Annotated in this window: 8 protein-coding genes; 7 read left to right on the top strand and 1 reads right to left on the bottom strand. The window is 29.4% G+C overall.

All coding sequences use genetic code 11. The features are described from left to right. Positions 1–111 precede the first annotated feature (111 nt). Complete coding sequence (locus ACKTTC_RS00220) at positions 112–1560, top strand: hypothetical protein (protein ID WP_408037245.1); 1449 nt, start codon at positions 112–114, stop codon at positions 1558–1560. Positions 1561–1638: 78 nt separating this feature from the next. Here ACKTTC_RS00220 and ACKTTC_RS00215 read toward each other — a convergent pair whose 3' ends face one another. After that, on the bottom strand, positions 1639–2358 hold the full coding sequence (locus ACKTTC_RS00215) for a hypothetical protein (protein WP_408037244.1): 720 nt from the start codon (positions 2356–2358) through the stop codon (positions 1639–1641). Between the two features lie 157 nt (positions 2359–2515). Here ACKTTC_RS00215 and ACKTTC_RS00210 point away from each other — a divergent pair, with 157 nt between their 5' ends. From ACKTTC_RS00210 to ACKTTC_RS00185, 6 genes are all read left to right on the top strand, one after another. Continuing rightward, on the top strand, positions 2516–4639 hold the full coding sequence (locus ACKTTC_RS00210) for a Tex family protein (protein WP_408037243.1): 2124 nt from the start codon (positions 2516–2518) through the stop codon (positions 4637–4639). Between the two features lie 41 nt (positions 4640–4680). After that, positions 4681–7665, top strand: a complete 2985-nt coding sequence (locus tag ACKTTC_RS00205; RefSeq protein WP_408037242.1) for a sensor histidine kinase — start codon at positions 4681–4683, stop codon at positions 7663–7665. Continuing rightward, positions 7662–8405 (top strand): LytR/AlgR family response regulator transcription factor, encoded by a 744-nt coding sequence (locus ACKTTC_RS00200; RefSeq protein ID WP_408037241.1) that lies wholly within the window; start codon positions 7662–7664, stop codon positions 8403–8405. Before ACKTTC_RS00205 ends, ACKTTC_RS00200 begins: the two co-directional genes overlap by 4 nt. A 166-nt stretch (positions 8406–8571) precedes the next feature. Continuing rightward, positions 8572–11172, top strand: a complete 2601-nt coding sequence (locus ACKTTC_RS00195; protein WP_408037240.1) for a T9SS type A sorting domain-containing protein — start codon at positions 8572–8574, stop codon at positions 11170–11172. Positions 11173–11293: 121 nt separating this feature from the next. Further along, positions 11294–12607, top strand: a complete 1314-nt coding sequence (locus tag ACKTTC_RS00190) for a cytochrome ubiquinol oxidase subunit I (protein WP_408037239.1) — start codon at positions 11294–11296, stop codon at positions 12605–12607. After that, entirely contained in the window at positions 12604–13626 is a 1023-nt protein-coding gene (locus ACKTTC_RS00185) for a cytochrome d ubiquinol oxidase subunit II (RefSeq protein WP_408037238.1), read from the top strand. Before ACKTTC_RS00190 ends, ACKTTC_RS00185 begins: the two co-directional genes overlap by 4 nt. Positions 13627–13761 lie beyond the last annotated feature (135 nt).

Raw genomic sequence — 13761 nt, 5'->3', positions numbered from 1 at the left:
GAAATAGCAAACTATTTCTCTTTTTCCTTATTATCTGCACTTTACTATACATAAAACTTCTTTTCCCTATCTTGCGGCCCGAATGAAAAATTAAATTTTAACTGAATTATTATGATTAGAAAAAACACATTCTGCTGGTCCTGTGTTATGGTTTTATTCTTAACATCTATAACCACATTTGCCCAACAAAGACTGACAAGTTTTAAAAATGTATTAAAAGAAAACTCTACCGATATTAAAGATGTGATTCCTGTTGTTAATAAAGAAAATGGGAATACGATTATGTTTATTGCAGATGCTAAAAATGTATATGGATATAAATTGAATCCTGAATTTCAATTAATAGATAAATTAGCTTCTGAGACCAAAAAAAGAAAATATAAAATATTTATAGGTGGAGATATTCACGGACAAGATTATAGAATCTTTTTATCGAATACTAGTCAGAATAAATTTGCTTCTATAAACTTTTCTTTTACAAATAAAACAACGAGTAGTACAGAGTTTAAGCTTCCTCAATACGAATATTTTGTACAAACAATTGCTCCTAAGAATAAGTTGTATTTATTAACTGCTGATAAAAACTCTGGAAACCTCTATTTGTATAGTTTTGATAAAAATGGAACTCCTATAAAGGATAAAATTAATTTAGAAAGTACCCATATTGTTGGTAAATACGATAGAGCAGTTAAAATTGCTACTCTTTTAACTGGTCAAGAAAGTGTTCAAAAAATAGAAAAGGATACTCCAAATGCTATTGAAACAGTCTCTGATCCTGTTAAAATGTATGTTAGAGATGGGAATATTATAATCACTTTCGATCAAAACAAAAAAGTTACTTACGTATTAAACATTGATATTGAAAGTAAAAATTCATCTACGAAGGTTTATGATAAACCGTTAGCCAATTTAAAATCGTCTAGAAAAAAAACGAATTCATTTATTTACGGTGATTATATGTTTGGAATTGCTGCCAACAAAGAAATTTTCTCAATGCATATATTAGACTATCCTTCTGGAAATTTTATTAAAGAGTATGCAGTTAGTAAAAACGAAAAAATCTCCTTTAAAAATACGCCTATTATTCAAGAAGGTGGAGCGTATAATAGTTACAGAGAACTAGAAAAAACAAAAAAGTTTTTACGAAAAATCACTTCAGAAAACATTGGGATTTCAGTAATAAAAATAGCTGGTGATTATTTATTTACCATTGGAGGATATGTTAATCAGAGACAAGGTGGTGGAATGATGATGATGGGAGGTGGTTTTGGTGCAATTCCTATTGGTACTATTGGAAGTGCTACTTTTTTCTTTAACCCTACTATGTTTGCATATAACTCTTTTTCAAATACAAAGTCTACTAGAATAGAAGGAGTTTTTAATGATAATTTTGAACACATTCCTAATAAAGAAATTCCTGAAAATGTTTTTGATAAAATAAACGATTCTAAAACCTACAATGAAACTGCAAAGACCGTTTTTAGGTATAAAGACTTTTTCATTAAGGGAGATTATAATACAAGAACGAAAATTTACCATTTAAAAAAGTTTACTGAATAAATACATACACTTCAGTATACAATAAAAGTCCAGATGAGAACATACATCTGGGCTTTTTTAGTTAAACGTTTTTTATATCTACTTAATCTTTAGTTTCAATAATTCTTGAATAATTTTTTCTAGAACTCCCTTATACTTTACCTCACTCTCAACTACATATTCTTCTTCATAATCTTCAATTATTTTTACTACCATTTTATTTTTTCCTAAAAAGTTGATTTGTACATAAGGTCTATTATTTGCGATACCATGCCTTCTTTCTCTAGAAATGAGAAAAAACCATAACGATTGTCCTGCCCTCAATACTTCATCAAGTCCTTCATTTCTCATTTCTTGAATAAGCTTTAAAGCATCTCCTGTAAACGGCCTGTTACTATCTGGATATTCTCTATAATATATTTCTATTTCATCCCAACTTTTAATAAATTCTCCCTTAATTCCTTCTCCTTTTTCATAATAATATGCTAACTCACAAAAAGCTAATTCTGGAGATTCTTTTTTTAGTAAAGATGGTATTGTTTTTTCAAATACCCATTTCTCAATAATTTTACCAACCCTCTTATAATCCTCATTTCTAATTTCAATTATTTTACACTCATCCCACTCTAAAACAAATCTTGGCATCTCTTCTCGTCCATATAAATAAATCCGACAACTTCTATCTTCATCTAGGAATAATAAATTCTGTGTAGAAAAAAGAGGATCTGGTATAATTATTTCGTTTTGTGCAATCTCTAATAGTTGAGGATATTGTTTATTAAATTCTAATTGTAATTTTTCTAACTTACTTTTTCCCATTTCATTTATAAAATTAAGAAGTGAATATAACTATTTAAGGATTAGACCGCCAAAGTTCTTACGTAGATAGAGCAAAAAAACACTTACAAAAAACCGTTTGATTTTGTTTATTTGTAGTTAGAAAACTATTGAATTATTCAATCTTTAAATAACAAGTATGCAACTTATTCCATATATATCCTCACAAACTTCATTTTCAGAAAAAAGCATTCAAAATACTGTTGAACTTTTAAATGAAGATTGTACTATTCCTTTTATTGCACGATATAGAAAAGAAAGAACTGGCAATTTAGATGAAGTTGAAATTGGAGAAATTGTAGCTTTAAAAGAAGCATTCGAAACCCTTGAAAAAAGAAAGGTTACCATTTTAAAAGCATTGGAAGAACAAGAAGTGCTAACCAACGAGTTGAAAACTAAGATTGAAAATGCTAAAGATTTAACTACTTTAGAAGATATATACTTACCTTATAAAAAGAAACGTAAAACAAAAGCAGAAACTGCTCGTAATAATGGTTTAGAACCTTTGGCTAAAATTATTATGAGTCAGCGAAATGATGATTTGGATTTTGTTGCTGCAAAATATATTAATGAGAATGTAGCAGATGTAGATAAAGCATTAGAAGGAGCTAGACATATTATTGCTGAATGGATTAATGAACGTACCGATATTCGTAATTTAATTCGTAGAGAGCTCGAACGTTTTTCTACTATTACCACTAAGGTTGTAAAAACTAAAAAAGAAGAAGAAAATGCACAGAAATTTAAAGATTATTTCGATTGGTCTGAAAATTTAAGTAGAATTCCATCACACCGATTATTGGCTATTTTACGTGGAGAAAAAGAAGGATATATTCGTGTTAAAATTGAAATTGATGACGATCGTGTATTAGAAAAAGTAGATCGAAAATTAATTCGTAGTAACAACGAATGTGGTGCAGAAATTCAATTAGCTATTGACGACTCTTATAAACGTTTATTACTTCCTTCTTTAACTACAGAAGCAATGAATCTAGCAAAAGAAAAAGCTGATGAAGCTGCGATTACTGTATTTAAGAAAAACTTAGAACAATTATTATTAGGAGCTCCTTTAGGAGAAAAACGTATTCTTGCTATAGATCCAGGATATCGAACAGGATGTAAAGTCGTTTGCTTAGATGCACAAGGAGCTTTATTACATAACACAGCTATTTATCCAAATGCTCCTCAGCATAATACTGCTGAAGCTGGACATACTATAGAGCACTTAATTAAAAAATATGCCATTGAAGCCATTTCAATTGGAAATGGAACTGCTTCTAGAGAAACGGAACGATTTGTTAAAAGTTTACCTACAGCCAAAGGTCTAGAAATATTCGTTGTGAATGAAGCAGGTGCTTCAATTTATTCTGCTTCTAAAATAGCAAGAGATGAATTTCCAAAACAAGATGTTACTGTTCGTGGGGCCATTTCTATTGGAAGACGTTTAGCAGATCCTTTAGCAGAATTGGTAAAAATTGATCCTAAATCTATTGGTGTAGGACAATACCAACACGATGTAGATCAAAATCAATTAAAAAAATCGTTAGATACCATAGTTGCACATTGTGTAAATAAAGTAGGTGTAAATATTAACACTGCTAGTGCTTCTTTATTAAGTCATGTTTCTGGTATTGGTCCAAAATTAGCAGAGAATATTGTAAATCATAGAAATCAACATGGTGTTTTTAAAACAAGAACAGATATTAAAAAAGTAGCTCGTTTAGGTGGTAAAGCATTTGAACAATCTGCTGGTTTTTTACGTATTAAAAAAGGAGATAATCCGTTAGATGACTCTAGTGTACATCCAGAAAGTTACTCTTTAGTAAAATCTATTGCCAAAGATTTGAAGTTAAATACTTCCGATTTAATTGGAAACTCAAAAGAGTTAAAAGCTATTAAATTAGACAAATACGTTACAGATAAATTCGGACTTCCAACACTAAAAGATATTGTAAAAGAATTAGAAAAGCCTGGATTAGATCCAAGAGAAAAAGCCAAAGCTTTTTCTTTTGATGAACATGTAAAAACTATTGACGATCTAAAAATAGGAATGATTTTACCTGGAATAGTAAACAACATTACCAATTTTGGATGTTTTGTAGATATCGGAATTAAAGAAAGTGGCTTGGTACATATTTCAAATTTATCAGACAGTTTTGTAGATGATATTAATAAAATTGTAAGTTTACAACAACAAGTACAAGTTAAAGTCTTAGAAATAGATCTAGCTAGAAAGCGAATACAGCTCAAAAAAGTGAGTTAATATTATAGGTTTATTTCTTTTTTAAATAAACTGTAAATCAAATGTCCCCCAACAATAGATTTTCTAAATATTTCGTTGTACCCAAAACCGAACTATTTTATATCGTTTTTTTCATTACCAATTTTCTCTTTTCTCAAGAGCAAAACGTATATCATTTTACTACAGATCAAGGGTTACCTAGTAATGAAACATATGATATTTATCAAGATACAAAAGGCTACATCTGGATTGCTACAGATAGAGGACTGAGTAAATATGATGGTTATAATTTTAAAAACTTCACTACAGACCATAATTTAGGAGATAATACAATCTTTAAATTCTATGAAGATCGTTTCGGAAGAGTTTGGTTTTTGTCTTATAACGGAAAATTATCTTATTACTATAATGATCAAATATTTCAACCTAAAACGAATCTAAAACACACTACTATTGGGCATATACTTTCCATATATGTAGACAAATATGAAACGATATGGATAGGTAGTTCTCTTGGGGAATTCAAAGCTCAATTTACACATCAAGATTCACTCTCAATTTCTCCAACTAAAGAACAATATACCTTACGACAAATAGACTCTAATGGGTATATCTACTCTGGAAGCTATTATAGAAAGAAAATAAAACCTCGTCTCTTCAAAAATGCATTCAACATCAAGTTAATAGACAAGCATTTCTACCTAACTTTTTTATTAACTAAGAAAGGAAAATTAAAAACAAACACCTCATCTGATACAATAGACTCTTCATATAAAAGAGTAAATGGAGCTACACGAAAATGGTTGCTACACAATGAAATACTTTTTTATTCTAATAGTGGAAGTTCGTTAAACTTTTTCGATTCTAAAAAAAAGAAATTTAAGACTATTAAAGTTTCAGGAGAAAATCGATTTTCCTCAATTCCAATTATAAAAAATAAAAATGGATTTGCTTTTTCTGACACAAATAACAGAAAATTTTACCCTATTAATCTTGATTCTGTATCTATTTCTCATGGTAAAAACACACGAAACAGTATTACAAATATCGTTACAGATTCTCAAAATGGTATTTGGACTGCCACTCTTAATTCTGGTATCTATTATCAACCTCAAAGTTTTATAAAGACTATTCCTAATAAGCATTACAATTATGAAACTATAAAAGAATTAGACGGAATCGATCATCTTGTTTTAAGAACTAGAGAAAGTGATATTTTACAATATACCAAAAATCGTTTTGAGAAAATTGTCGATCAACCTTATAATACAATAGATGGGCGTTTAACCAATTTTAGAAATAAAGTTGTTTTTTATTGTATTAAAGATAATGGACTTAAATATTTAAAAGAAAAAAGAAAAGTTAGTCCCAATAATGCAATGCTTCCTGTTAGAAATGTTGTTACTCTTAACAAAGAACATTATACACTCTATAATAGATTATTCGTATACATGTTAGGAAAAAACGATTCTATTTTGCTCTTTAAACAATTCTTTAGTAAAGATAAAAATCTAATGATACGGAAAATTAAAAGTATTTCTTATAAAAACAAGAGCACTTTATATATAGGTACATTAGAAGGTTTAATAGAATTAGATGAGTCTGGAAAAGTTATTGATTTAAGGGAACAAAATCCTCTTTTTAAAACACGTATTGAAACTATTCAAAGAGATAAATATGGAAGAAATTGGGCAGCAACCAAAGGAAAGGGTGTACTACTTTTACATAATGGAACTGTTACTAATATAACAACATCTCAAGGATTACTAGGTTCTATATGTACACAATTATATATCGGACAAAAACGGGTTTGGGTTGCTACTGAAAATGGGCTATCTGGAATCAATTTAGAAAACATTAATGATATTGATAACTTTACGAAGAAAGATGGTCTTATTTCCAATCAGATAAATGCAATTCATGAGTTCAACAATAAAGTATGGGTAGCTTCAGACATTGGAATTTCTTATTTTGATAGTGACTATTATAAGAAAAAGTATATTCCTAGAATTTACATTAAAGATGTGCTTGTTGAAAATCAACAAAAAAATAAAGATGATTTTTGTATTGCACCAGATGAGAACTTATTAACCATAAATTTTCTAGGAATTTCCTTAAGAGATCATGGAGACTTGGTTTATCAATATAGACTCAGAGGTTTAGATTCCAATTGGTACACAACTAAAAATCCATCAGTACAATATTCTACGCTTCCAAAAGGGAGTTATGTATTTGAAGTAAAAACAATTAACCACCAAGGAATTAGTAGTTCTTCCCAAACAATTCAGTTTTCTAAAAAACCACACTTTTGGGAAACAATTACTTTTAGCTTTTTAATAGCGATACTTACTATTCTAAGCACTATTTTCTTTGTGAACCACCGTCTTAAAATAATAAAGAGAAGAGAATTTCTAAAAAGGCGAGCAATTCAAGCAGAATTAAAATTATTACGTTCTCAAATGAATCCGCATTTTACATTCAATGCGATGAATAGTATTCAGTATTATATTCAGCAAAACAACACTAATAAAGCTCTAGAATTCGTTCATAAGTTTTCTAAACTTATTCGACTTATACTTCAAAACACTCAAAAAGAAACAATAACACTAGGCGAAGAAATTGAAGCTTTAACCCTTTATATGAATATTGAACAAGAGCGACTTAAAAATAACTTCCAATACACTTTTAACATATCTAAAAACATAAATCAAAATCAAGTTAAAATAGCGCCAATGTTACTTCAGCCTTATGTTGAAAATGCTATTTGGCATGGAATTATGAATACTCCTAGTGGAAAAGGAACAATCATTATTAATATTTATGAAGAAAATAATCGGATTATTTGTGAAATTATAGATGACGGCATTGGAAGAGAAGCTTCTAAACGATTACAAAACAATGTAAAAAACTCTATTGGTATGTCTTTATTAGAAGAACGTCTTTCTTTAATTAATACTAGTAAAGTTATAAAACAAACTGTTGAGATTTTTGACATTCTCAATAGTAAAAAAGAAATCTGTGGAACCAAAGTAAAATTAACACTATGAAAACTTACAACGTTATTATTGTAGATGATGAACACATGGCTAGTACTACATTACAAAACTACATTAATGAATTCTGTCCCAATCTAAAAGTTATTGCAATTGCCAATGGAGGCGAAGATGGTTATAAAAAGATAACAGAATTAACTCCAGATTTGGTTTTTCTAGATATTCAAATGCCTAGAGTAAATGGTTTTGAAATGCTAAAAATGTTTACAGAAATTACTTTTGATATTATTTTCTGTACAGCTTATAATGAATTCGCTATTAATGCTTTTAAATTCTCTGCTTTTGATTACTTATTAAAACCTATTGGTATTAGTGAACTCAAAGAAACTGTTAATCGATATACTCACCAAAAAAATAAAACTAATCTTAGTCTAACAAATAATATCAAATCATTATTACAAAATATAGATATTTCAAAAAAACAGATTACAATTCCAGAAATAGGATCCCATACAATTCTCCATACTTCCAATATTATTTGTTTAAAATCTGATTGTGGTTATACCAATATTCATTGCTGTGATGGTTCCAAGATTACCTCTTCTAAAACACTCAAACACTTTCATAGTATACTAACGAATAATCCTAATTTTTATGAAATAGGAAAATCAAGTATTATCAACCTTAATTACATCTCTAAATACTTTAATGAAGGGGTAATTGTTCTCAAAAATAATATTAAAATCACCGTACCCAGAAGAGTACGAAAAGAATTTTTAGAAAACCTTCCTTAATCATTCTAACTAATTTATTCTCTTAATTTCTATTTCTGAAATTTTACCAAATATAACTTGAAAGTAACCCTTTTCGAAAGTTAAGCTACCATATACCTATTCATCAAATAATAACTCATAAGAGCAAAGTACTTTTACATGAAATAACTTTTAAATGTCCCTACTTATGAGAAAACTACTCACAATTTTATTAATCTTAGGAGGAATTATTCTTTCTCACTCATTTAGTGATAATCATAATTTCGACACTAAACCTTCATTAACTTACAGTGAAAAAAACACCAATCTAACATCTAATCCTTGCCCTATAAAAGAAGCTTTTACTTTAGATATAATAGTACAAAATGGAATACCTAAAGTGTTTATAAATTTTAATTATGCATTAGGAAATTATAGAGATGTTAAATGGTTTATTAGAAACCCAAATCAAGTAAAACCTGGGCTTTATTTAAAGAAAGGAATTCATAATTTAAGTAAAGGCTCTCGATTAGAATTAAACTATTCATTTGATCCTTGTAGAAGTTATGAAATTACGATAGAATATGATGCGTGTGGAACAACTGATAAGGAAACTAAAACTATCAAAAAACCAACCATTGATTTTGATATTTTTAACAGTAGTACTGGGTATAGAGGAGTACTAAAATCTAGTCCAAATTCTTTTCCTATAGCTGCTATTACTCCTAGCGTAACATGGGAAGTTATTGGATACGGAAACATCACAGTACCTTCAACACAAACAACTATTGATTTTAGTTCTGCTTTAGGATTCCCTTGGGTTAATTGTAATTTGTATTCATTTAAATTAACTTATACAGATAATTGTAACGGAAACACGAGAATACTAGGACCTAAAGACATGCATTATTCTCCTCAATTATACACAGGGGGAATTCCTATCTTAACCAATTCCAATGGTAATACGCGTCGCTTTAATGGTTACAGATATGTAAGAACAGGAAAAACGATTACTGTTAAAAATTCAATAATAGAATTTGAAGGAAAAAATTCAGGAATCATTGTTGAACCAGGAGGTACTTTAATTATAGATAACTCTACAATTCAAGGAATGTGTAATTCAACTTGGGGTGGTATTACTGTACAAGGTGATCAATCAAAACCTGTAATTGCAAGCAATCAAGGTTATTTAGTTGTACGTAATAATAGTAATATCAAAAATGCTAAAATTGCTATTAATGCTTCTAATGGAGCAATAATAAGTACTCATAAATCTAACTTTATTAATAATGAAATTGCTATAAATGCATTTAACAGAAGTAACGCACAAATAGGTATTTCAGAATGTAATTTTACGACTGATGATTCTATTTTATTTAGTAAAATGAAATATTTTATTAAGTTAAATAATACTTCAGCTATATTTTCAGGAAATACTTTTATAAATAATCAAACACCAACAGGTAATACATCTGACCTTGGTGTTGGAATAGTTAGTTACTACTCTAATATAAAAGTATTATCAAAAAATAGTTCTGGTCCTTATAATCCTAATGATCCTTATGCCAATAGCATACCTAACACTTTTCAAAATTTATACAAAGGTATTGATCACTATGCCAATCATGGTAACACTTCAATATTGGTTACGAGAAGTACATTTACAAATGTAGCTAAATGTATTTCTTCTTCTAGAAGCAAAGGAGATAGAATAACGTTAAATGAATTTAATATTGCTGATGTTGCTAAAAGTTCAGGAGGATTAGGCAGTTTAACTTCAGGTTGGGGAGTTCACACTAGTGAATGTAATAATCATATTATTGATGAAAATACATTTAAAGGGGCTGATTACAGTTATGGTATTATTAATTCTCATACAGGATATACAACACAAAATCTACCTACTACTAATTCAGGAATTGGCGGTAAACTATATCTTAATGACTTTGATAATATGCTTATTGCTATTCAAATACAAGGACCAAATGATAATACTGAAATTTCATGTAATAACTTTGTTGATAACAATCAATATGGAATTAACATAGAAAAAATAACATCTAACGGGACTACATACAATGGAAGATTAGGGCACCAAGGTAGTTGCGGCCTAGGCAAAGGAGCTGGTAATCAATTTAACTCAGATTTTATGTATCAATACTTTAATTGTTTTGTTCCAAAAGAATTTAGATATATAAAATTGAATGGTTCATTTCCTTTCACTTACACTGACGTTAATGCTATGAGTTTATCAAGCTCTCCTTGCACAGATTCGTCTGTTAATTTTCAAGATGCTAGTGGTTGTGGTTCTGCTATAAACCTATTTAATAAGTGTGAAACTCTACATACTACGATCCCTACAAGTAGTAAAATAACTAATTTAAAATCTACTGATTTTGAAATAGCTTTATTAAACAATAATATAGAACTAGCGGAAAGTTTATTAGATGATGACTTTTCTATTGAAATCTTAAATGCTTATAGAGAAAACTCTTTATTAGATTTAAAAATTACACCTTTAACTTTACATAAAGAAGAGATTTTATTTAATGAATTAGATGCCAATAATATTGGTGTATACCCTAATCCGACTATAAATGGTCGTTTTAATATTTCTGTTAAAAACAGTAATATTAGAAATAATCTTATGTTAGACATTTTTAATATTCAAGGAAAACGCATATTACAAAGTTCTTTAAGTGGTCCTAATGAAAATATTGATATTTCAAAATATCCAAAAGGATTTTATATTCTTAAAATACATAATGGAAAAGAGATTATTAGTTATAGTAAATTAATTTATAGGTAAAAAACAATAAATTATTTATTCAAAAGGTTGTCTATTCAGACAACCTTTTTTGCTTTTATTAATAGTATAAGAACCTATTATTTCGTAAGTTTACTGTACTTATCTCAAAGACTTTTTTGTTATGGAAAACTTAGATGCAGCAAGACTTCAAATGGCATTTACGCTCATTTTTCATATCGTATTTGCATGTATTGGAATGGTCATGCCTTTTTTTATGGTTGTTTCTCATAAAAAGTGGCTCAACACCCAAAATCCAATGTATTTACAACTCACTAAAGTATGGCAAAAAGGAGTGGCTATTTTCTTTGTAACTGGAGCAGTTTCTGGAACTGCTTTATCTTTTGAATTAGGCTTATTATGGCCCGAATTTATGGAACACGCTGGACCAATTATTGGAATGCCGTTTTCTTTAGAGGGAGCGGCATTTTTTGTAGAAGCCATTGCCCTTGGGTTTTATTTATACGGTTGGAATAAAATCCCTCCTAAATTTCATTGGTTTACAGGAATAATTGTAGGTATTGCTGGAGTTGCTTCTGGAGTTCTGGTAGTTTCAGCTAATGGATGGATGAATGCTCCTTCTGGTTTTGATTATGTAGATGGAAAGTTTTTAAATATTGATCCTATACAAGCTTTACTCAATCCTGCATGGTTTACGCAAGCATTGCATATGGTATTGGCTGCTTTTACCGCAACAGGATTTGCAGTTGCTGGAATTCATGCATATCAAATTTTAAAAGGAAAGCAGAAAGAAATTCATACCAAAGCATTTAAAATTGCCATTACTTTTGGAGCCATTGCTGCCATTTTACAACCTATTAGTGGCGACTTGTCTGCGAAGGATGTAGCGCAACGTCAACCTGTAAAATTAGCTGCTATGGAAGCACATTATGAAACAGCTAAAGGTGTTCCGTTGTATATCGGTGGAATTGTAGATCAAGAGAAAAAAGAAGTCAACTACAAAATTGAAATTCCCAAAGCTTTGTCTTTTTTAGCTTTTGGTAATCCTAATGCAGAAGTAAAAGGACTAAATGACTTTCCTGAAGATGAAATTCCGAATGTAGCCATTGTGCATTATGCTTTTCAGATTATGGTAGGCTTAGGCGGAATTCTATTTTTAGCAGGAATTCTGTTCTTTATTATTAACTACCGAAAGAAACAATGGTTTAACAAAAATAGTTTCTGGAAACTATTTATATTCCTAACACCAACTGGTTTTATTGCTCTAGAAGCAGGTTGGATTGTTACGGAAGTTGGTAGACAACCTTGGATTATCCACCAAATTATGCGAACAAAAGATGCTGTAACACCAATGCCAGGGATTGTATATAGTTTCTACTTATATGTCGTTTTATATAGCATTTTAACTCTTACTGTTGCTTGGCTGCTAAATAGACAAATAAAATCGTTAAATAATTCTCCAAAACCTAGCTTATGATATCTGTTGTATTATTTTTCTTAGCTTTTTCTTTATTGTTATATGTATTATTAGGCGGTGCTGATTTTGGTGCTGGTATTATAGAATTATTTTCTTCCAAAACAAATCAGACAATTACTAAAAAAACAATTTATAGAGTTATGGGACCTGTTTGGGAAGCCAATCATATTTGGGTAATTATTCTCATTGTAATTCTATGGATAGCCTTTCCGCAGTACTATAAAGTAATGGTTACTGCATTGCACATTCCAATTACTTTAATGTTAATAGGTATTACATTACGTGGTGTTGCTTTTGTTTTTAGACATTACGATGCCTATCAAGATAGTTCTCAACATATTTATAATGCTTTATTTCGTATATCGAGCTTAGTAACACCTATTTTTCTTGGGATGATTTTTGGCGGAATGATTTCTAATAAAATTGTACTTCCATCAGAAAGTTATATTCCTTCTTTTGCTGAAGGATATGTAACTCCTTGGTTCAATTTATTTTCTTTTTTAGTGGGATTGTTTTTTGCAAGTTTATGTGCTTTTTTATCAGCCGTATTATTAATTGGTGAAGCAGATGAAGAAGGATATCCTGTATATGTAAGAAAAGCGAAAATAGCAACTATTGTAGTGGTTGTACTCGGATTAATTACAATTGGTTATGGTTATTTCGCAGATCATGATTTTATAAGTCGTGTTATAAAAAGTCCTATTAGTATTTCTTTAATAATACTTTCCGCCATTGGTTTATTTCCATTATGGCGTGCCATAAGAAAAGGAAACCGAATTAGTAGCAGAATTTATGCGGGTATACAAGTCATTTTAATAATTGCTGTACCTTTAATTCCTCATTTTCCCAATTTACTATTACTTAAAAATGGTAAAATGAATCTTTTAGAAAATACAGCTCCTGAGTCTGTGATTCATGTCTTAGGAATTTCTCTTATTATTGGAGGATTGATTATTATTCCTGGATTATTTCATTTATTAAAATCTTTTAAGATGATTAAAGTTTTGGAGAAGTATTAAATTTCGAAATAATAGATTGTAAGAAATCTTTCCTTAAGGTAAAGAAACAGGAAAAAGCAATGATCTTATCTAAATTCTAATATGAAGTATAATTTTTTTAATATATCTAAATAAATATATTTGCTAAAAAATTAA

This window comes from Tenacibaculum amylolyticum (assembly GCF_964511145.1).
Lineage (GTDB): Bacteria > Bacteroidota > Bacteroidia > Flavobacteriales > Flavobacteriaceae > Polaribacter > Polaribacter amylolyticum.
This window is presented reverse-complemented; position numbering and strand designations above follow the sequence as displayed.